Consider the following 22,056-nt stretch of genomic DNA (forward strand, 5'->3'; position numbering starts at 1 on the left):
GAGGATTAACCCTCTTCTTTAATATATCACTTTTTCCTGATTTTTAAATTCTTATTTAGATCAGGTTTGTTTAGTGTCCGCTTATTTTCGATAATTTTTCGCTTGACTAATCGTAGGAAAGAGGCTGGGGAAAAGCCTAAGTTTCTTTTCAGCCTCTTCTTCAGACCTCACTACCTCCAGATCTTTAATTTACATGTAATTTTAACCGGAAGTAGTTAGCCCGCGCTTGGCCCATAATTTCATCAATTAAGCGGAAACGAAGCGCGAGATAACCAAAAACGCTAACCCCAACGATAACTCCTGGTATCAAAGCAAAAAAGGCAGTGTAACGGCCATATGGACTAACGAAAAGGTTAATTCCCATCATGACTGCTTTTACAGCCACAAACATAATTAATGAGTAAGCTAAGATTTGGTTGGTCGGCTTAGCCATCTGGTGGAAGCGAAGGCGAAATTCCATATTAAAAGAATGGAGAATTAAGTAGTTAATAACCATCATCGAAATTCCGGTTGCTAGTAAAGGCCCCATCCCCTTCAAGAAGAAAATCAATGGTGCCTGGATAATTAACTTGATCATTACCCCGATGGCTAAGAACTTCATCATCTTTTTGTTTTCTGAAATTCCTTGCATCATTGCAGCGCCAACCGTGTATAAACCAAACGGAATTGCCATGAAGGCCGCAAATTCCAAAATCGTTACCCCAGCCGCATCGTAACGGTAGAAGACCGTATAGATTTGTTGAGCAACGGCAGCTAAACCTAAGGAAGATGGAATCATAACAAAGTAGAATAACATGATCCCGTTTTCAATTTGGTCTCGCATACTCTTTTGATTGCCTTGAGCCCGTGCTGTGGCAAGAAGCGGAATCACCGTCGCTGCCATAGCGGAAGCTAAGGAAATAACAATCATGTACAACTTATTGGCGTTAAAAGCAAACAAGGCGTAAACTGCGTTAATTTGGTAACTGGTATAACCACCCATCATCGTCATCACCCGCTTAAAGGTGTATTGATCGATTAATTGAAAAATGGTAATCCCAGCTTCAATTACGATAAACGGAATTGCCTGGTAAATGATCTTAAAAATTAATTCCCGGGTCCGCACATCTTTGTCTTGCACTCCCTGGGTTGCTAATTTGTTCATCTCTCCTAAATGCTTTAGATAAGCAAAGCCAAGCACCAGGATCGCTCCGATTGCCCCAATAAAGGCCGCAAAGGTTGATTGGGTAACCGCTGGTACCCAGTGAGTTGGGTGCATTTTCATAATGAAGTAGGTGGCCGCTAACATGTAAACCACCCGAAAAACCTGTTCAACAAATTGCGACATCGCTGACGGAGCCATCCAATTATACCCTTGCAAAAAACCCCGGGTAATACTCATGGCCGGAATTACCAAGACCGCCCACGCTAAGGAGCGAATAACCGGCGTAACGTTTGGATCCCCATTATTCAAGAGATTTGCCCCAAAAAGCATGATGGTAGCACAAATGACCCCCATTGCCATTGAAATGTACATCCCCGACCGATATAAGCGCCGCCCGACTGAATACTCATTAATCCCATTGTAGTGGGCCACCAACTTTGAGATCGCCGATGGAATTCCCGCCGTTGCCACGACTAAAAATAAATTATAAATATTGTAACCTTGGGCGTATAAGGCATTAGCTTGGGTACTATAAGCGCCTAACCAAGTTGTCCATGGAATAATGTAAAGCGCCCCGATAATTCGGGAAGTCACGCTCCCAGCCGTCATCCACGCCGAACCACTCAGCATTTTAGCTTTGGCATCGTTGGTCGACTTTTCCTGTTTATCTTCCGCCATTCCGGAGTCCTCTCTTCCATCTAATTAACTTTTCCATTTTAGCTTGAATCAAAGGTCGATGCAATTTCTTTTCTGTTAAGACCTAGTTAATATTCATCTAAATCAGTAGTAATCATTTCAACTTTGGCATTCGGATTCGTTAATTGGGCATTTACTTCTACCGGATTAGATGGTTGTGGCACCGGTTCATGATGGCTTTCCAAATCGATGATAATGATTGCCAAGCCAATTTGAGCTCGCATCAAGGCTTGATAATAATCTTGATCGATAATATCCGCATCTGGCAAATCTGGAAAATGAATATTCGTCCCTTCCGCCCCTTTAGTAATTATCGCTGGGTAGGAAACTAAATTATGATCCATTAAATCTTCCTTTCTAGCACAAAAAGAGGCTGGAAAACTCACATTAGTTTTTTCTCCAACCTCTTTACTTAGTTTACTTTACCACGATGTTAATGATTTTGTTTGGAATGACAATGACCTTCTTAATGTCCTTATCAGCAGTAAACTTTTGGACGTGTTCGTTCTTCAAGGCTTCATTCTTCACTGTATCTTGGTCAGCGTCCTTTGGCATCTTAAGCTTTGCCCGAACCTTTCCATTAACTTGCACGATCATTTCAACGTTAGCTTCGACTAACTTAGATTCATCATAAGTTGGCCATGTTTCGTAAGTGATTGTTCCTTCGCCACCGAGCTTTGCCCAGAGTTCTTCGGCAATATGGGGCATAATTGGAGAAATCATCTTAACTAAGCCTTGCATGTATTCAACTGGTAGGTCGTCAGCCTTGTAAGCGTCATTTACGAAGACCATCAGTTGCGAAATGGCAGTATTAAAGTGTAAGCGTTCGTAGTCTTCAGTGACCTTCTTGACCGTTTGGTTGTAAACCTTGTCAAGTTTCCCATCGTTAACCGTTGAAACTCGATCCCGGAGATGGTTATTATCATCAATTAATAACCGCCATACCCGGTGAATCCACTTGTTAGCTCCGTGGAGTCCTTTCTCATCCCAAGGAACACTTTCTTCCAGTGGTCCCATGAACATTTCATATAGCCGTAAAGTATCAGCCCCATATTGCTCAACAATATCATCTGGGTTAACGACGTTTCCTTTAGACTTAGACATCTTTTCATGGTTAGAACCAAGAATCATCCCTTGGTTAACCAACTTCATAAATGGTTCAGGTGTTGGCACGAGACCAAGGTCGTAGAGGAACTTATGCCAGAAGCGGGCATAAAGTAAGTGCAGAACAGCGTGTTCAGCACCCCCGACATAGAGGTCAACTGGTGACCAGTATTCCAAGGCTTCCTTGGAAGCAAAGGTTTGATCGTTCGTTGGATCTGTGTACCGTAACCAGTACCATGATGAGCCAGCCCATTGTGGCATCGTATTGGTATCCCGCAGACCGTGGCGACCATTTTCATCATAAACGTTAACCCAGTCCTTAATGTTGGCCAATGGGCTTTCTCCCGTTCCAGATGGCTTGATATCATCAGTGTCTGGCAACGTCAATGGTAATTGATCTTCTGGAACTAAGGAAGTGGTCCCATCATCCCAGTGGATAACTGGAATTGGTTCTCCCCAGTAACGCTGCCGTGAGAAGATCCAGTCCCGCAACCGGTAGTTAACCTTCTTAGTACCAGCATGGTGATCGGTTAACCAATCGATCATCTTAGCCTTGGCATCTTCAATATTTAACCCATCCAAGAAGTCTGAGTTAACGTGGGCCCCGTCTTCCGTGTAGGCCCCTTCTGCAAGGTCGCCCCCTTCAAGAACTCGTTTAACTGGTAAGTCAAACTTCTTGGCAAAGGCCCAATCCCGATCATCATGCGCAGGTACTGCCATTACGGCCCCTGTCCCGTATGATGCAAGGACATAGTCTGAAACCCAAATTGGAACCTGTTCGCCGTTAACTGGGTTTATCGCGTAAGCCCCGGTGAAGACCCCAGTCTTATCCTTGTTAAGGTCTGTCCGTTCCAAATCAGACCGGCGAGAAGTAGCTTCTTGGTAGGCCTTAACAGCTTCCTTTTGCTCGGGTGTCACAATTTCGTCAACCAAGTCCAATTCTGGAGCCAAGGTAACATAAGAAACCCCAAAGAGAGTGTCGGCCCGGGTAGTGAAGACTTCAATTTGCTTACCTTCATGCCCGGCAACCTTAAAGAAAACGGAAGCCCCAACAGAACGGCCGATCCAGTTTCGTTGCATTTCCTTAACGCTTTCTGGCCAATCAACGAGGTCCAGATCATCAATCAAACGGTCCGCATAAGCTGTAATCTTCAAAACCCATTGACGCATTGGCTTCCGGTAAACTGGGTAGCCACCCCGTTCGGTTTTCCCGTCAACAACTTCTTCGTTGGCGACTACGGTACCACCCATAAAGTCAGGTGCCCAGTTAACCATAATTTCATCTTCGTAAGCGAGACCTTTCTTGTAAAGTTGTTCAAAAATCCATTGGGTCCACTTGTAATACTTTGGATCCGTCGTGTTAACTTCCCGATCCCAATCATAAGAGAAACCAAGAGATTGGATTTGATCCCGAAAGTGGTCAATATTTTGGTTTGTAAAGCCCTTTGGATTATGACCAGTCTTCAAAGCATATTGTTCAGCTGGTAAACCAAAGGCATCAAATCCCATTGGATGCAAGACATTATAACCTTGCATCCGCTTAAAACGGGCAATCGCATCCGTTGCGGTGTAGCCTTCAGGGTGCCCAACGTGGAGCCCTTGGCCTGATGGATAAGGAAACATATCAAGGGCGTAGTATTTCTTTTGCCCTGGCTTTAAAGTTGCCTTAAAGGTCTTGTTTTTCTTCCAGTATTTTTGCCACTTTTTTTCAATCTCAGAATGATCGTATCCCATGAGCTAGCTCCTTTTGTTTTTTATCGTTAGGAAATAAAAAAAGTCCTGTGTTGAACTTCAACAACAGGACGAAATAATCCGCGGTACCACCCGTACTTCTACTATTCCTAGTAGCGCTTAAACCCTTAACGCGGACCAACGCAACTTACTACTTGCTTTCATAAGCTGACTATTTTGACCGAGTTCGATAAACTTAACTGCTGGGCTTACACTCTTCCCCAGTCGCTTTCCAGTTGGTGATTATCTACTACTGCCAAACGTTCTAACGATTGTTATTAATAATAGCAACCTTTAATCTTGTTCGCAAGCTTTTCGCCAAATTATTTTCGAATTTGACCATTTCCGGTAATTTCGTACTTAATCGTCGTTAATTGGCCTAAGCCCATTGGTCCCCGAGCATGTAGTTTTTGGGTACTAATCCCAATTTCAGCTCCAAAGCCAAATTGACCACCATCGGTAAACCGAGTTGAAGCATTGACGTAAACACAAGCTGAATCAACCCGCCGTTGGAAGACTTGACCCCGGCCCAATTCTGGAGTAATGATTGCTTCGGAGTGGTGAGTGGAGTGGCGATTGATGTGGGCAATTGCCTCATCCAGCGAATCTACTACCTTAACCGCCATAATTAGGTCGTTATATTCAGTATCCCAATCTTCAACGGTTGCTGGTTTCATTAAAGGAACGATTTGCCGGGCTCGCTCATCGCCACGTAATTCAACACCATGGTCTACTAAGGCTTGGGCAATTTCTGGTAAAATCTTAGTCGCAACTTCCTGGTGAATCAAGAGTTTTTCTGCCGCATTGCAAACCGATGGCCGTTGTACCTTCGCATTTACAACAATTGCTTTTGCCATTTCAAAATCTGCATGCCGGTCTAAATAAATGTGACAATTTCCAGCACCAGTCTCAATCACTGGTACACTCGCCGTCTTAACAACCCGTTGAATTAAGCCTTGACCACCCCGGGGAATTAAGACATCAAGATAATCATTCAATTGCATTAAGGCATTGGCGCTATCATGACTGGTATCAGTGATTAATTGAACCGCATCCATTGGTAGTTGCTGATTCGCCAAAGCTTTCCGTAAGAGGTTAACCAAGCATTCGTTAGTTTGAATAGCTTCCTTGCCACCCCTTAAAATAACTACATTACCGCTCTTAAATGTCAAGGCAGTAGCATCTACAGAAACATTTGGTCGGGCTTCAAAGATAATTCCGATTACCCCTAGTGGTACCCGTCGTTGCATAATTTGCAGGCCATCCAGCGTTACCCACCCCCGATCATATTGGGCGGTTGGATCGTTGAGTTGAGCAACATGTTCCAAACCTTGGGCCATGTCTTCAATTCGTTGATCGGTTAACTTTAACCGGTCAACGAACTTAGCAGGCATGGCCTTTGCATTTTCAAGGTCAACGGCGTTAGCTTTTAAAATTTCATCCTGCCTGTTCCGTAACAACTTTGCCATCGCTATGAGGGCTTGATTTTTATCCCCAGTTGATAATTGAGCAACCTGGGCAGCCGCCTGCTTTGCCTTCTGTCCCATCGTAGTTAAATCAACCATCATCATCATCCTTTCTAACCAAATTTAGTTCCGATTTTCTTTCCAGCAACAACATCCAAAATATACGTGGGATTTTTACCGTTACAAAGGACCATTTGCTTACCAGCTTCCATCATTGCTTGGGCAGCCCGTAATTTGGTGAACATACCACCGGTACCGAGACCACTTTCACTCCCACCAGCTGCGGCTTTCATTGTCGGTGTTAATTCTTTTACTTCTGGAATTAACTTCGCATCAGCCACTTGATTTGGATTTTGATCGTAAAAACCATCAATATCAGATAAGACAATCAATAAATCAGCATTTAAATGTACTGCCACCATCGCTGATAATTCATCATTATCACTGAAAGTAGTGTGATGATCTAACTCATCAACCGCAACCGTATCGTTTTCGTTCACAACTGGAACCACTCCTTGAGATAACAAAACCTCAAAGGTATTCAAAACGTGCTGGCGGCTGATGGGAAAGGTTAACACATCCCGCGTTAACAATACTTGGGCAACTTTGGTTTGATAATCCAAGAATCGTTGAGAATAAATTCGCATTAATTCCATTTGCCCCATTGCCGCTAGTGCCTGTTGCTTAGCGATCTCGGTTGGTCGGGATGTATAACCAGCACTTGCTAAGCCAGCGCCAATTGCCCCTGAACTAACCAAGATTACTTCATGACCGTCATTGCATAGCGTCGATAAAGTATACGCTAAGCGGTCAATAGTTCGAAGGTTAACTTTTCCGTTTGGCAAAATTAAACTACTCGTCCCAATTTTTACTACAATTCGTTTCCTCTGTCGATTCATTCTTTAACCCCTTTAATAAGTTATCCTTACTGTACACGATTTCACTTTAAGTTTAAAGGATTTTATTAGTTGTAAACTTTTTAAATAAAAAGCACTTCATCATTGCTAGCCAGTTTGGCTAACAGTGATGAAATGCTGATAGAAACTAATGAAATTCTCGATTCTTATTACTAAAAATATATGAGTGATGATGATACCTCATCGACATTACCATTCCGATCCCCAGTAAATTACCGATTAAAGAAGAACCCCCAGCAGAAATAAATGGGAGTGGAATCCCTGTTAATGGTAGTAATCCGATGTTCATTCCAATATTTTCAAAAACGTGGAAAAGAATCATCATAATGACCCCAGTTGCAATGTAAGCATAAAACTCGTTCTTCGTATCAAAAGTTACCCGAATCATTAAGTAAATCAACAGTAGATATAAGAGAATTAAAAGGACTCCACCGATAAAACCAAAGTTTTCACCAATCACCGTAAAAATCATATCAGATTCACGAACGGGCACATAAACTTTTGAATTACCAAATCCAGTCCCAGTAATCCCACCAGAGCCAACTGCTTTGATACTTTGCCAAAGCTGATAACCAGTATTGGAAGTGTCTTGGGCTGGGTGTAACCAGTTATCAACTCGATCAAATTGGTAAGCTTGAAAACCAACATGTTCTAGTACAAATCGCCCAGCATTACTTGTCACCATTGCCAAAGCACTCCCTCCAATTACAACCGCGATCGTAATCGCAGGGGTAAGAATCCGCCACGTAACTCCAGAAACCAGAACTAATCCCGAAAAAATAGCGACGAAAACCAATCCGGTCCCAAAGTCGTTCTGAAACTTTAAGGATATTAGCACTGGTAATAACCATAAGAACATTTTACCAATCAAGCGCCAGTCACTATCGACAGTATGACGACTATATTGGTTATTGTGAACAGTGATCACCCGCGCCATCATCAAAATATAAGCCGGTTTCATGATTTCCGACGGTTGAAAAGTAACTGAACCAATTGCAAACCAGGATTTTGCCCCCGTATTAACATAGTAAGAACGACTATAAAAGACAAGGATCGCATACATTAGAAACAGCCCAAGCCAATATGCAATTGGCGCCACCTTCCATAGTTGTTCAGAGTCAAACTGCATGATAACAATGATCATGATTGTCCCAATTACATACCACGCTAATTGCATCAATACAGTTCGGGTAACATTAACTGTCGTTTTATCATGAGTTGCAGCAACATAGATTGCTGCCAACCCAATTAACGCTAAGAGGAGCACACAGAAAATTATCCCCCAATCAATCCGTGACTCGTTCTCATTTTCTTGCGAACGATGCATTTTTCTCGCTCCTTCAACTTAGCCTTGGTGCAAATGATACTGGGCGAGGATAGTCTCCAACCCTTCTTCTTGTGACCGAACAATAAATGTTTGATCACTTCCCATTAATTGGGCTTTGAACTTGGTACCATCAGCAACTACTTCGCCAATTACCCGATCTTGAATTAGAATTTGTTCAACTAATTGGCCTGCCCGGTCAATATCTTTTACACTAACTGCAATCGTTTTTTCTTTCTTTGCCACTATTTCACCTTCACCATTCTTTTCTCTTTGGCCTTGGCCACCTTAAGGGGACCGGATCAACGCCACCTTGACTAAATGGTTGACATCGTAAGATCCGCCATAGACCTAACCATACTCCTCGGAAACCAAATCGTTGAACCGCTTGAATCATATAATCTGAGCAAGTGGGTTCAAAACGACAAATACGGTAGGGCCGGCGGGCCGAAATCCCGCGTTGGTACCACCGCACTAGTTTAATCACTAGTTTACTTCCCATGCTTTTTCCGTTTCTTCTTACCGTCATCGTCACCTTGCATCCGTTCGAGCATTTCACCGGCACCCTTGGCAACGTTATCCAATGGATCTTGGGAAACAACCACTGGAACCTTAAGATAAGAACTAAATAACTGATCGACACCATGGAGCAAAGCTGTCCCACCAGTTAACATGACTCCTCGATCAATAATATCACTCGCAAGTTCTGGCGGTACCGTCTCGAGCACTGAAATTGCCGCCCGCACAATTTGATGTAGAGTGTCATGTAAGGCTTCTTCAACCTCATTTTGGTTAATTTCAATTTGTTTTGGCATCCCACTAGCAACATCTCGACCTCGCACAGCCATTGTCTTTGGTTCATCAACCTTCAAAGCCGTTCCAAGTTCAATTTTAATTTTTTCAGCTGTGTGTTCACCAACTACTAGTCCATGCCGATCCTTAATAAAACTAGCAATATCCTGATTTAATTGGTCCCCAGCCATTCGAATCGATTGACTAGTAACAATATCACCAAGTGAGAGAACAGCAATATCACAGGTACCACCACCCATGTCAATCACCATATTACCACTTGGCTTAAAGATATCGAGACCGGCACCAATTGCAGCTACCTTTGGTTCATATTCTAGATAAACCTTACCCCCACCAGATTGTTCGGCCGCCTGCATAATTGCTTTCCGCTCAATCTCCGTAATATTAGTTGGTGCACAAATCATAATATTAGGCTTTGACACAAAACCTTTAACGCTTAACTTACCAATAAAGTAAGCCAACATTTCCTGGGTAATATCAAAATCAGAAATCACCCCATTCTTGAGGGGACGGATTGCTCGAATATTACTTGGCGTCCGCCCAACCATCCGATATGCTTCCGAACCAACTGCTAGAACCTTATTTGTTTGCGTATCAATGGCAACCACTGAAGGTTCGTTCAATACAATTCCCTTCCCTTGCACATAAATTAATACGTTGGCCGTACCAAGGTCAATCCCGATATCCTTTGCCATGTTGTTTCTCCTTCCGAAACTATTCTAAATCGCTTGCTATTATACCACAATCAAGGATAAGTTTAGCTTTCTCATATGGTCTTTAAAAAAACACAATAAGTCAATCAAAATTAAAACTCAATTTTTATTTGGGCCCCAAGTGAAGCCAAGTGATCAACAAGCTTTTTATCGAGTTCACCTAACAATTCTGCTTGATCTAACCAAGTTGTTTGTTTAACGGTTAAAGCAAGCGCTAACCCAACTAAACCAATCGTTGACTCATGATAAGTTAAGGTAGTTGGCAAACTATTAATCGGTCCATCTAACGTCATTCCACGGCCTTCTTGATAGTGAACTTGACTGCCTAACCAAGGATGAATTTCTTCTGCCAGTGTTTTTGAAAATTCAAATTGGGTTTGACCAAGTTGCCGAGCTTGCACTGCTAGAATTCCAATTTGAATTCGCAGATCAGCAATCGCCAGTAAATCCGGGTTAGGTTTGGTGGGGAGTAAGATTTGAGTACCAATTACCCGAATACCATTTCGCTGTGTAATAATCGTATTTCCCGCCGCTTCAAGATATTTAGTTACTGGTTGAAGATAATCCGCATAAGCTCCTAATGCAACCAAATCACCGCCTGTTGCCGCTGCTAACATCAAATAGAAGCCAGCTTGTAGTTGATCATTAATAATATACAAGTCTGCCCCATGAAGGTAGTTAACTCCTTGAATCCGCACGGTCGAGTTATTGGTACGATGAACTTTTGCTCCCATCTTATTCAATAATTCAACTAAGGAACTTACCACTGGTAAGTTAGGGACCCCATTCAGTACCGTAATTCCCTGCGTTAAAGTTGCAACCGTTAAAATATTTATAATGGTTTCGACAGACCAAGAACTTACATCAAAAGCTTGTCCTTCAAGATGGTTAGCTGTAATCGTCAATTGAGTATCATTTTCTGTAACGGTCGCTCCCAATTGGTTAAAGATAATTTTTAATTCCGAAACTTGTTGGGAGATTTCGGGGGCTTTGATTAGGCTAACCTCACGGCACCGTGCTAAAACCGTCCCTACCATTTGAACTTCATTTGCAGTTAGTTCAACTGAAGTTAGGTGCCAGCCAGCATCGAGTTTCAAAATTTCTTCATGACGATTATAAGCAAGCTTCACCCCAATCTTTTGGAGGACTTTATTAGTTGCAACGATCTTCGGAGTTGATTGAACATGATCAAGAATCACCGTCCCACTAGTTGCAAGAAGGCTTGCTGCTTGGCAAGCCAAAATCGTTAACTCATCACTAATTAACTCAATATTTCCCTTTAGTGGTGCTCCACCAATCACTTTTAACTTTGCCATTTTTATTCCTCTTATGTTCTTTTTAAATTAACCCATCATTTTGAGTGCACCATGAAGAACCGCAAAAAAGCCAATAAAGAAATTCGCACATCCTGTTCCCAACGCAATCGAAGTTAAGACAATCAACATTGGTAAAGACTGTGGTGGTTTGCGAAACATTTTATCAATTTTTAAGGAATTAATCGCCATAAAAGCAAGTCCAATAAAGCCGATTTGGACGAAAAGATTAATTATGGAAGCTGAACCAGTATATTGCATCTTGCTTCTCCTTCAAATTTTTTATGTAAAAAGGCTGAGAAAAATCCCAGCCTTCAAGTAATTATTTGCCACTAGAAACCCGTAACCGGTTAATTGCCCGAGCAAGGTGAACTTCTGCCCGTGCTAATTCATCCGCATTATGAACTTGCTTAGCATGAGCGATTTGTTTTTCTGCTCGTTTCTTAGCACTTTGAGCACGAGCAACATCGATCGCATTGGCAAGCTCAGCGCTTCCAGCAACAACCGTTGCATTTTGCCCGTTGAAATCTATGAACCCACCATTCACGGCAATCACAGTATCCTCAGTATCATCACCATGTTTTAACCGTAACTCGTCAATTGCTAGAGAAGCAATAATTGGTTGGTGGTTTTTCATAAGTCCCATTTGACCTTCCGTTGTTTTCATAACAAGAAGGGTCGCCGGTTCATCATAGACGGTCCCATCAGGAGTGACAATCGTGACATTGAAAGTCGACTCAGCCATGGTCATCCCCCCTAAGCGTTATCAGCGGCGTCTTGCATCTTCTTAGCCTTGGCAACTACTTCATCGATTCCCCCGACAAGCCGGAAAGCTTCTTCAGGAAGATCATCGTACTTACCATCTAAGATTGCCTTGAAGTCCTTAACTGTTTCTTCAAGTGGAACGTATGCTCCAGGTTGACCAGTAAATTGTTCGGCAACACTGAAACTTTGGGAAAGGAAGTTTTGAATCCGTCGTGCCCGAGCCACGATGGTCTTTTCTTCATCGGATAATTCATCCATCCCTAAAATAGAAATAATGTCTTGCAATTCACGGTAACGTTGAAGCACGTGTTGAACCCCAGTAGCTACTTCATAGTGTTCCTTACCAACTATTTCTGGAGCAAGAGCCGTTGAAGTAGATGCCAATGGGTCCACGGCTGGGTAAATCCCAATTTGCGTTAACCGCCGTTCCAAGTTAGTCGTTGCGTCCAAGTGGGCGAAAGTCGTAGCTGGAGCAGGGTCGGTGTAGTCATCGGCAGGCACATAGACAGCTTGAATTGAAGTAATTGAACCCTTTTTAGTCGAAGTGATCCGTTCTTGCAATTGACCCATTTCAGTAGCCAAAGTTGGTTGATAACCAACGGCAGAAGGAATCCGACCAAGCAAGGCTGAAACTTCTGAACCGGCCTGCGTAAACCGGAAAATGTTGTCGATAAAGAGCAACACGTCTTGACCCTTAACATCACGGAAGTATTCCGCAATCGTTAATCCAGTTAAGGCAACCCGCATCCGGGCACCAGGTGGTTCGTTCATTTGTCCATAAACCATGGCCGTCTTTTCAAGAACCCCTGAGGCCTTCATTTCGTAGTACATATCGTTCCCTTCACGGGTCCGTTCGCCGACCCCAGTGAAGACAGAAATCCCATTGTGTCCTTGGGCGATGTTGTGGATCAATTCTTGGATAAGAACCGTCTTACCAACTCCGGCACCACCAAAGAGACCAATCTTACCACCCCGGACATATGGGGCAAGTAAGTCGATAACCTTAATCCCAGTTTCTAGGATTTCAGTTTGGGTACTTAATTCTTCATACTTTGGTGCGTCACGGTGAATTGGCATCCGCTTTGCATCTGGTCCAAAGGCTGGACCATCATCAACTGGTTCCCCTAAGACGTTAAACACCCGACCAAGGGTTTCGTCACCAACAGGCACACTAATAGCGGCTTCGGTGTTTTCAACCGTCATTCCCCGCGTTAACCCGTCAGTACCGTCCATGGCAATCGTCCGAACGACTCCGTCACCTAATTCAAGGGCAACTTCAACCGTCAAAGTCTTGTCATCTGCTTCTTGAATCTTTAAAGCCGTGTTAATTTCAGGAAGCTTTTCGTCTAAGGGAAATTCAACGTCAACAACTGGTCCAATGACTTGAACAACTTTACCAGTAGCGCTCATTTCATTTCCTCCAAAATCTCAAATTATTCTTGTGCTGTCATCCCACCGGTAATTTCAGTAATTTCGGTCGTAATGGCAGCTTGACGTGCCCGATTGTATTGTAACTGAAGCGTAGAGATAATATCATCTGCGTTATCAGAAGCTGAGCTCATTGCGTTTGCGCTTGAAGCGTGTTCGCTAGTCTTAGCGTCCAAAATTGCTCCATAGATTAAACTCTCGGCAAACTGAGGAACTAATTTACTAATCAATTGTGGCAAGTCAGGCTCGAGGTCATATTCGGCCCCGATCACTTTTGATTCCGTGTTATCTTCTTCTAATGCTAATGATTCAGCTGAAATTGGCAATACCAAGTCAACCCGGTCGTGAGATACAATTCGGTTTACGTAGTGACTGTAGGCTAACAGAAGCTCATCGTAGATCCCATCAGCATACATTTGCACTGCGTTTTTAACAATATTGTGAGTTTCACGATAGGTTGGAACATCACTAATTCCAGTTGCTTCGAAGACAACGTTCATTCCGCGTTTCTTAAAGAACTCGGTCCCAGTTCGACCAACCGTTAAGAATACGGTGTTCTCTTTGGTTAAACCATTCTTCTTCATCTTATCGAGGGTAGCCTTGATAACATTACTATTATAAGAACCAACTAATCCTCGATCAGACGTAACAACTAAGATCCCAGTCTTTTTAACTGGTCGCTTGGTAAAGAGGCTTCCCAAATGATCTTTATCATCTGAAACCCCGTTCTTTAAGGTCGCTTTATGAGATTTAACCAAACTAACCAGGACTGACTTAACCCGATCAGCATAAACTTCATAGGTCTTAGTGTGGCCTTGAATTTGGTTGAGCTTAGCGGTGGAAACCATGTTCATCGCCGACGTAATTTGTCGGGTGTTCTTAGTTGACTCTAAACGCCGCTTAACTGCAGCTAATGAAGCTGGCACTAAATCTCACCGTCCTTTCTTAGCTTTTCCTCTTAGTCGTTAGCCTTTGCTTGATTATTAGCTTTTTTAGTCACTTGGAAACCAGCCGCAAATTCAGCAACTGCCTTTTCAAGTTGGTCGCCTTCTGGTAGCTTACCAGTCTTCTTGATTTGATCGTACAAGTCTTGGTGGTTAGCGTGCATAAAGGCTGCTAATTCTTCTTCAAAACGCAATACATCTTCAACCGGAACCTTATCAAGGAAACTGTGTCCTAAAGCAAATAAGGTAACAACTTGTTGTTCAATTGGTTGACCAGCATGAAGACCTTGCTTCAAAACTTCAACCGTCCGTTCACCACGTGCTAACTTAGCTTGCGTAGCGGCATCCAGATCAGAACCGAATTGAGCAAAGGAAGCCAATTCGTTGTAAGATGCAATATCCAAACGAAGGGTCCCAGAGACCTTCTTCATGGCCTTGATTTGAGCATCCCCACCAACCCGGGAAACAGAAGTCCCGGCATCAATGGCTGGCCGTTGACCAGCGTAGAATGAATCAGAGTTCAAGAAGATCTGACCGTCCGTAATGGAAATAACGTTCGTTGGGATATAAGCAGAAACGTCACCGGCTTGCGTTTGAATGATTGGCAAGGCCGTCATGGATCCGCCACCCATATCATCAGACAACCGCGCAGCCCGTTCAAGCAAACGAGAGTGGGTGTAGAAGATATCACCAGGGTAAGCTTCCCGACCAGGTGGCCGCCGAAGAATCAAGGAAAGTTCCCGGTAAGCATCGGCTTGTTTTGATAAGTCATCGTAGACAATCAAAACATCCCGGCCGTTGTACATAAATTCTTCCCCCATTGCAGCCCCAGCATATGGAGCGATGTACAGCAATGGAGCTGGGTTTGAGGCACTAGCTGAAACAACGATCGTGTAATCTAAAGCCCCAAACTTCCGCAAGGTTTCAACTTGCGCCCGCACAGTTGATTCCTTTTGACCAATGGCAACGTAAACGCAAATTACGTTTTGGTCTTTTTGATGAATAATCGTGTCAATGGCAATTGAAGTCTTCCCGGTCTTCCGGTCCCCAATGATCAATTCACGTTGACCACGACCAATTGGAACTAAGGCATCAATAACCTTAATCCCTGTTTCCAACGGAACAGAAACACTCTTCCGTTGCATAACACCAGGAGCCTTTTTTTCAATTGGCCGAGTCTTCTCAGTTTGAATATCACCTAAGCCATCCAGCGGACGACCTAGGGGATCTACAACCCGACCAAGTAAAGCATCACCAACTGGAACTTCCATGATCCGGCCGGTCCGCTTTACCGTATCTCCTTCACGAATACCCGTAAAGTCCCCTAAAATAACGATCCCGACATCGTTACTTTCGAGGTTTTGGGCCATCCCGAAGACGCCATTACTAAATTCGAGCAACTCACCAGCCATGGCATTTTCCAAACCATCGGCCCGGGCAACCCCGTCCCCTACGTAGGTTACCGTTCCCGTTTCTTGAACGGAAATGTCATCTTGGTAGTTGGCGAGTTGCTTTTTGATGAGTGAACTGATTTCCTCAGTTTTAATGCTCATACAAATCTCACCTCTTCAAGTCCAATATTAATATTATTTAATAAGTAAACGACGAATCTGCTCAATCTTTGATTTCAAGCTCCCGTCAAGGGTCTTGTGTTCGGCAGTGACAATTACCCCACCTAAGATTGATTCATCAACCGTTTCATGCAAAACAATCTCTTTTGCTCCATAACGAGTTAAGAGGTTTTGCCTGAGTTGAGCGCGCCGTGGTTCATCAAGTTGCACCGCTGTAACTACGTCGGCATGAACCCGTTTGTTTTGTTGATCGTACCGGCGTTCAAACTCATCAATAATTACGACCATGATATTCATCCGCCCGTAATCAAAAACCATTTGAATTAAATTTGAAACCAGTTGACTAGCATCTGACTTCAAAGCTTCAATTAATGACTTCTTTTGATCAAGACTTAGCTTAACTCCCGTAAGCATTTTTGCTAGATTGGGGTTAGCTTCAAAAACCGCCTTAATACTAGTGAGTTCTTCATGAACTGCATCGAGTTGGCCTTGTTCAGATGCTAACTCAAAAACAGCTTTGGCATAGCGGTCGGCAACTGTTCTTAGATCAAGACTCATGTTCTACCAACCCTTCAATATAAGAATCAATTAAGGCTTTTTGATCATCTGCATTTAACTGCTTCTTGATGAGCTTGGAAGCAATCTCAATAGATAGGTTTGCGACATCGTCCTTGGCGCCGCGCAATGCATCTTCACGAGCCTGCTTTGCATCTCTTTGGGCTTGTTCCTTCAAGTTTTGTGCGTCTGCTTGAGCAGTTGCAACAATTTGATCACCTTGTGTCTTTGCAGACTTTTTAGCTTGATCAACAATCTTAGCAGCTTCAGCTTGGGAACCTTCTAATTGAGCTTGACGCTTTGTAGCTAATTGTTCTGCTTCTTCACGAGACTTTTTCGCAGAATCAATGTCATTTGCAACCGTCTTAGCCCGCTTTTCCATCATTCCAGTAACTGGCTTCCAAACAAAATGCCAAACCAGCAAAGCGGTGATAATAAAGGAAATTAAATAAAAGAGCATATCCCCAACATATAAACTATTGGACTCTGCAATTACCAGCATCTATTGACACCTCCTTTACTAAATAATTCTAAATCAATTAGTAACTACTTGTTCATTACTAAGAACGCAATAACGATAGCAAGGATTGGCAAAGCTTCAATCAAACCAACCCCAACGAACATCGTCCCACGTAAAGTACCAGACATTTCTGGTTGACGAGCCATCCCGTCAATCGTGTGGCCGATAACCAAACCGTTACCAACACCAGCACCAACAGCCGCTAAACCAGCAGCGATACCTGCAGCAATTGCACCCATTGTATTTTCCTCCTTAAGAAGTGGTTATTCCTCAGTTACCTTCCGAGAAATATAAACCGTCGTTAATGTTACAAAGACATATGCTTGGATTGAACCGATGAAGACTGAGAAAGCTTGCCAGATCATTTCGAGTGGCAAACTGACAATCATTGTTGGTAATCCATGTGAAAAGGCCATTTGCGCCAAGAGCTTCAATAGCAATTCACCAGCAAAGATATTACCAAAGATCCGTAGACCCAGCGTTAAGAAATTACTAAATTCCTCTACTAGATTAATGGGAAGCATTAACACGCTCGGGGTGAGGTATTCTTTGAAGTAGGACTTGAAGCCCTTTTGCGAAATACCTGCAAAGTGCGTCAAGGTAATCACACACAGCGAGAACGTTAAGGTTACCACCGGATCAGCCGTAGGACTCTTGATCAATTCGTGACCATTCCAACCAATTTGTAGAATCAACCCTAATTGGTTTGCTACAAACAAGAAGACAAAGAGTACAAAAGCTAAAAAGCTATAATTGCCTACTTGGTCGGCTGGCATTTGGGACCGAACAATTCCATTAGTAAATTCGATTAACCATTCCAATACATTTTGTCCACCAGTTGGCTTCATTTGTAGATGCCGTGAAAGGCCGAATAAAATAAAAAAGGTTAGTGCAAATACCAATAACCCAGAAAGAATGTTAGTCCAATTAAAGGTCAAGCCAAAAAGCTCAAAAGTAAAAGCATCACCGCCCATTTACATCTCACCTCTTTTCCTTATAACATTCATAAGTTGTAATTTATTGCCATGACTAAAAAAGCTTAGACACCTAAGTTACAGAAATTAATATAGCATTGTTTAAGAAAAAATTCAAAACCGTTTCCACCCTATGAAGGCGCCAACAAGCGCCTCTTGTTTCCTATTTAATCGTTTCCAGTTTTTTATCTTGTGAAGTACTATTCGAATTTTTAAGAATATTTAGCCATTTTATTCCTTTAACTATCAGAAATAATTTTTTGCAAATTTAATAGTTTTTTAACTTTTGCTTTAAATTCCAATTTAATTTTTTCTTAACAAAAAAAGCCACGCCTAAATTATTCCAAGTCGAATAAAATAGTTTGTGACTTTTTGCATACAAACGACTAATCTAAATAAATGTCGTTACTTTTCTTCACTCCGAGCCTCTTCAGGTAGAACAAGGTTCAATATAATCCCGAGAATTGCAGCTACCGCTAAACCTGAAAATTCATATTGCCCAAGTTTTAAGTAGGCATTGCCAATCCCAACTACTAAGATCACGGAAGCAATCATCAAGTTCCGTTTCTTATCGAAATCAACATGCCGTTCAATCAATACTCGCAATCCTGATGAAGCAATTACCCCGAATAATAGGAAGGAAATCCCCCCAATTACTGGTGACGGAATGGATTCAATCAAAGCCGAAAGTTTACCAACAAAACTAAAGAAGATCGCAAAAGCAGCGGCCCCGGCAAGTACGTAGACTGATTGAACCTTCGTAATTGCTAGAACCCCAATGTTTTCACCGTATGAGGTAACCGGAGGGCCACCAACAAATCCAGCAATGATGGAGGCTGTCCCATCCCCTGCTAGAGTATGATTCAAGCCGGGATCCTTAAAATAATTATTACCAGTTAATTCATCAAGAACCATAATGTGACCCAAGTGTTCTGTCATCGTCACGAAGGCAATTGGTGCCATACTTAGAATTGCTCCCCAGTAAAATTGCGGGTGATAGTTAACAAAGGGGATCTGGAAATTAGGTAAACTAAACCAATGAGCTGCTTGTACTCCTGAAAAATCCACAATTCCAAAAGCACAAGCGATTAGATAGCCACCAATAATTCCTAATAGAATTGGAATCAATCCTAAGAAGCCCTTGAAAAACATGTTAAAAATAATTGTGATCAAGAGGGTTAACAGGGCCACCAAGAAGAACTTTAGATCATACGTATTCCCATTCATCGTGGCATCCTTAGCTGCAGTTCCAGCCAGAGAAAGGCCAATTACCATTACGATTGGTCCGACAACGATTGGGGGAAGGACCTTATCAATCCAATCCGCGCCAATTGCTGAAACGATCAGAGAAACAATCAAGTAGACACATCCAACTGCAATTGTTCCTTGAGCAATTCCTGGATACCCCGTCGTTTTCATTAAAGCGATCATTGGCACAATGAAAGAAAAACTCGATCCCATATAAGCCGGAATCTTATGCCGGGTAATCAAAATATACATTAGGGTCCCGACCCCGGAACTGAAGAGGGCGATCCCCGGGTTTAAGCCGACCAAGATTGGTACCAAAACAGTTGACCCAAACATTGAAAACATATGTTGCAATGACAGCCCAAACCACTGGCCTAAAGTTGGTCGTTCATTAACTGCTAAGACGACATCACGTTTTTTTGCCATGTTTTCTCCTTCCAAAATAAAAAACGCCTTTTGATCCTAAGGACCCAAAGACGTTATTTTGGCAGGATACCAAAACTTACTTAACCTTTGGGGCCTCGCTGGACCCACATTAAAGGATTCGTGAACAATCGTTGTTATTCTACCGATTTTTTCTCCCACTGTCAATTATTCTGTACGGGTAAGGTTATTTTTTAGGTGATTTCGCCGGTAAATCACAACCAATGCCGTGACTGGAACTGTCAAAATGACTGCCAAAAATGATATGAGAACCAGGGTTGCTTCGTGCACAAAAATCTTATTATTTAGAATCGTTCCTAATGAATAATGTAGGCCTAAAAACCAAATTAAAAGTGCTAATAAACCACCAACAAAGCCAAAGAACAAGGTATTTAATGTTGTGCCAATAATTTGTTTACCAATCATCATTCCATTGTGAAAAAGGCGAACATTTGGGAGCTTAGGATGATTACTTAAAATCTCCGTCAATCCAGCAGCAACCGCCATTGCCGCTTCAGCAATGGCGCCTAATGTTGATAAAAAGGCGGTCGCAATCGTAACATTTAGAAAAGAAACTCCCAGTGCCAAGGACATGCCTTCTAGATCATCACTATCTTCGAGGCTAAACCCTTGGACCATCTCAAGATGTTCAATCCCATAAATAATCAAAAGGAGGCTAAAAGCAACAATACAAGCAGTTAAAAAAGCTGGAATTGTGATGTTTAAATCGTCTTCCCCCATAAAGATAGTAATTGCCAACATGACTACTCCTAATACGGCCGCCACCCAAATTGCTGGCACCTGCAAAGCAATTAGCAAAAGGGCAAAGTATAAGAAACCAAAATTTAGGATCAAACTCAAAAAAGCTAACCAGCCTTGTTTTCCCCCAACCAGAATCATTAATCCTAATAAAACAATTCCAAGGGCTGTAATTGAGCTCACTTTTGTCGCCTCCCTAACAAACTAGCCGCGAAGAAGCTTACTAGTGGCACCGCCAAAACAATTCCAATCCCGGAAACCAGACTTTGAACCATGCCAAGACTCATATTCATGTTAAAAGTATAAAATATTGAATTACCATTTTTAAGGTACATTAATGCAGAAGTGAAAGTATCTGCCATAAAGATTAGAAACAAGACATTTACTAAAGGGCCCATAATCGAACGACCAACTTTGCGGCCCGAACTAAATAATTGGCTGAAACTAACTGCCGGATCTAAGGTTTTTAGCTCAAAGAGGGTCGCAACAATATCTGATGATTCATCCATTACTGCTCCTAGCGAACCAATCAAGGTTTCTGCTAAGAATAAAGGGCGTGGTACCTGCGTAACATACTGCATTGATTCATAGTAAACTCCCCGCTCATTCGTAATTTGTAAGATCAAATAACTGAGAAGAACCGCCACACTCGTGCCTAAAATTGTCGATGCTAAGGTCGCAATCATTTTTTTATTCAATCCTAAAACTAGCACTAAACTTAGCATTGCAAAAACCAAGGCTAAGCCAGCGAAAATTGCAAACGCATTCCATGATTGAAATTTCAAATTAACTTCAATTGCGGTTATCAGTAAAATTGAATTGATAACGACTGAAAGCATCGCTAAACCCCCAGCTTTTCCCAAAGTAAAGACTAGTAATCCCGTAACTAGCCAAAGCAACATGATTAGCGTTCGATCACGTTTCAAACCACTAACTGTTGCTTTTACATGATGACCCGGTTTTAAATTTAATTGGCTTAGGAAAACTTGATTTCCAGTCCGGTACCTCTGCGTCAATCCCATTGACCGATAGTATTGATTTTGAACTGTTAGTTTTTTTCCACGATGCTTCGTATTTAATAACTTCAATCGTAAACGCTGAGTAACTTCTTGATCACGATTTTCAAATTGGTCCTTAGTTTGATTAACTTGAATGGTTTTTGCCTGCTCAACCTGAGCGATTGGAGTTTGATAAAGGCGTTGATTATGACCCATAAAAAGCCAAAGTAAAACTCCACTCAACAAAAAAACCGCTAGCAATTTTTTATACTTAGCGGTCCATTGAAAATTCATCTTTTCTTCACCTCACTAATCAAAACTTCTTTAGTCTACTCCATCCTGGTTTCGAATAGTGGGGACTTTACTAATTCTAAAGGGAACTTTATAAAAAAAGAAAAACGACCTTATCCAAAACTGAATAAGGTCGCAATAGTAGCTTGTATGGCTAAGACCCTAAAATGCCTCTTAGTCATTGTCAAGCGAGGTTGGGAAAAAGGCTCCTTGACGGCCTGGTTGGGATAAGCAGAACGAAGGTTGATTCATTAGAATCAGCCTTTCGTTCGCACTTATCCGCTAAGGCCGTGATTTGGAGCGAACCAGCCAACTGGTTTGGCGTTTGTGAGCCCATGCAAGGCTGCATCGGTTGGTGC

Annotated in this window: 22 protein-coding genes; all 22 read right to left on the bottom strand. The window is 42.4% G+C overall.

Annotated elements, in window-relative coordinates:
• Positions 1 to 184: 184 nt before the first annotated feature.
• The gene (locus H5993_RS06705) at positions 185 to 1,822 is read right to left on the bottom strand and encodes a putative polysaccharide biosynthesis protein (RefSeq protein ID WP_239458024.1); all 1,638 of its coding nucleotides are present in this window, start codon (positions 1,820 to 1,822) and stop codon (positions 185 to 187) included.
• Positions 1,823 to 1,908: 86 nt separating this feature from the next.
• Positions 1,909 to 2,184, bottom strand: coding sequence for a type II toxin-antitoxin system HicB family antitoxin (locus H5993_RS06710; RefSeq protein ID WP_204776744.1), 276 nt, complete (start codon positions 2,182 to 2,184; stop codon positions 1,909 to 1,911).
• Between the two features lie 73 nt (positions 2,185 to 2,257).
• Positions 2,258 to 4,678 carry a leucine--tRNA ligase gene (gene leuS / locus H5993_RS06715; protein WP_204776745.1) on the bottom strand — a complete coding sequence of 807 codons (2,421 nt, stop codon included), beginning with the start codon at positions 4,676 to 4,678 and terminating at the stop codon, positions 2,258 to 2,260.
• A gap of 320 nt (positions 4,679 to 4,998) precedes the next feature.
• Complete coding sequence (locus H5993_RS06720; protein WP_275087009.1) at positions 4,999 to 6,249, bottom strand: glutamate-5-semialdehyde dehydrogenase; 1,251 nt, start codon at positions 6,247 to 6,249, stop codon at positions 4,999 to 5,001.
• 5 nt (positions 6,250 to 6,254) lie between these two features.
• Positions 6,255 to 7,040 (bottom strand): glutamate 5-kinase, encoded by a 786-nt coding sequence (proB, locus tag H5993_RS06725; protein WP_204776747.1) that lies wholly within the window; start codon positions 7,038 to 7,040, stop codon positions 6,255 to 6,257.
• A 145-nt stretch (positions 7,041 to 7,185) separates the two neighbouring features.
• A complete protein-coding gene (locus H5993_RS06730; RefSeq protein ID WP_180871755.1) occupies positions 7,186 to 8,385 on the bottom strand; it encodes an FtsW/RodA/SpoVE family cell cycle protein in 1,200 nt (399 codons plus the stop codon).
• Positions 8,386 to 8,403: 18 nt separating this feature from the next.
• The gene (locus H5993_RS06735) at positions 8,404 to 8,628 is read right to left on the bottom strand and encodes a DUF2969 family protein (protein ID WP_204776748.1); all 225 of its coding nucleotides are present in this window, start codon (positions 8,626 to 8,628) and stop codon (positions 8,404 to 8,406) included.
• Between the two features lie 10 nt (positions 8,629 to 8,638).
• Positions 8,639 to 8,884 (bottom strand): membrane protein insertion efficiency factor YidD, encoded by a 246-nt coding sequence (gene yidD, locus H5993_RS06740; protein WP_204776749.1) that lies wholly within the window; start codon positions 8,882 to 8,884, stop codon positions 8,639 to 8,641.
• Entirely contained in the window at positions 8,874 to 9,890 is a 1,017-nt protein-coding gene (gene mreB, locus H5993_RS06745) for a rod shape-determining protein (protein WP_204776750.1), read from the bottom strand. Before mreB ends, yidD begins: the two co-directional genes overlap by 11 nt.
• A gap of 110 nt (positions 9,891 to 10,000) precedes the next feature.
• Complete coding sequence (locus H5993_RS06750; RefSeq protein WP_204776751.1) at positions 10,001 to 11,224, bottom strand: hypothetical protein; 1,224 nt, start codon at positions 11,222 to 11,224, stop codon at positions 10,001 to 10,003.
• Between the two features lie 27 nt (positions 11,225 to 11,251).
• Entirely contained in the window at positions 11,252 to 11,482 is a 231-nt protein-coding gene (locus tag H5993_RS06755; protein WP_180871750.1) for a DUF1146 family protein, read from the bottom strand.
• Positions 11,483 to 11,543: 61 nt separating this feature from the next.
• Entirely contained in the window at positions 11,544 to 11,966 is a 423-nt protein-coding gene (locus tag H5993_RS06760; RefSeq protein ID WP_204776752.1) for a F0F1 ATP synthase subunit epsilon, read from the bottom strand.
• Between the two features lie 11 nt (positions 11,967 to 11,977).
• Entirely contained in the window at positions 11,978 to 13,396 is a 1,419-nt protein-coding gene (gene atpD / locus H5993_RS06765; protein ID WP_180871748.1) for a F0F1 ATP synthase subunit beta, read from the bottom strand.
• A 23-nt stretch (positions 13,397 to 13,419) separates the two neighbouring features.
• On the bottom strand, positions 13,420 to 14,340 hold the full coding sequence (locus H5993_RS06770; protein WP_204776753.1) for a F0F1 ATP synthase subunit gamma: 921 nt from the start codon (positions 14,338 to 14,340) through the stop codon (positions 13,420 to 13,422).
• A gap of 32 nt (positions 14,341 to 14,372) precedes the next feature.
• Entirely contained in the window at positions 14,373 to 15,911 is a 1,539-nt protein-coding gene (gene atpA, locus H5993_RS06775; RefSeq protein WP_204776754.1) for a F0F1 ATP synthase subunit alpha, read from the bottom strand.
• Between the two features lie 33 nt (positions 15,912 to 15,944).
• Positions 15,945 to 16,487, bottom strand: a complete 543-nt coding sequence (gene atpH / locus H5993_RS06780) for an ATP synthase F1 subunit delta (RefSeq protein ID WP_180871745.1) — start codon at positions 16,485 to 16,487, stop codon at positions 15,945 to 15,947.
• Positions 16,477 to 16,986: a F0F1 ATP synthase subunit B gene (atpF, locus tag H5993_RS06785; RefSeq protein ID WP_204776755.1), complete on the bottom strand. Its 510-nt coding sequence runs from the start codon at positions 16,984 to 16,986 to the stop codon at positions 16,477 to 16,479. The genes atpH and atpF overlap by 11 nt, the downstream gene beginning before the upstream one ends.
• Before the next feature lie 44 nt (positions 16,987 to 17,030).
• A complete protein-coding gene (gene atpE, locus H5993_RS06790; RefSeq protein ID WP_180871743.1) occupies positions 17,031 to 17,243 on the bottom strand; it encodes a F0F1 ATP synthase subunit C in 213 nt (70 codons plus the stop codon).
• A gap of 24 nt (positions 17,244 to 17,267) precedes the next feature.
• Positions 17,268 to 17,978 carry a F0F1 ATP synthase subunit A gene (gene atpB / locus H5993_RS06795; RefSeq protein ID WP_180871742.1) on the bottom strand — a complete coding sequence of 237 codons (711 nt, stop codon included), beginning with the start codon at positions 17,976 to 17,978 and terminating at the stop codon, positions 17,268 to 17,270.
• Positions 17,979 to 18,383: 405 nt separating this feature from the next.
• Entirely contained in the window at positions 18,384 to 19,652 is a 1,269-nt protein-coding gene (locus tag H5993_RS06800; RefSeq protein WP_204776756.1) for a uracil-xanthine permease family protein, read from the bottom strand.
• 165 nt (positions 19,653 to 19,817) lie between these two features.
• Positions 19,818 to 20,591 carry a YibE/F family protein gene (locus H5993_RS06805; protein WP_204776757.1) on the bottom strand — a complete coding sequence of 258 codons (774 nt, stop codon included), beginning with the start codon at positions 20,589 to 20,591 and terminating at the stop codon, positions 19,818 to 19,820.
• The gene (locus H5993_RS06810; protein ID WP_204776758.1) at positions 20,588 to 21,700 is read right to left on the bottom strand and encodes a YibE/F family protein; all 1,113 of its coding nucleotides are present in this window, start codon (positions 21,698 to 21,700) and stop codon (positions 20,588 to 20,590) included. Before H5993_RS06810 ends, H5993_RS06805 begins: the two co-directional genes overlap by 4 nt.
• Between the last annotated feature and the right edge of the window lie 356 nt (positions 21,701 to 22,056).

This window comes from Limosilactobacillus alvi (assembly GCF_016900115.1).
GTDB classification, from domain to species: Bacteria; Bacillota; Bacilli; order Lactobacillales; family Lactobacillaceae; genus Limosilactobacillus; species Limosilactobacillus alvi.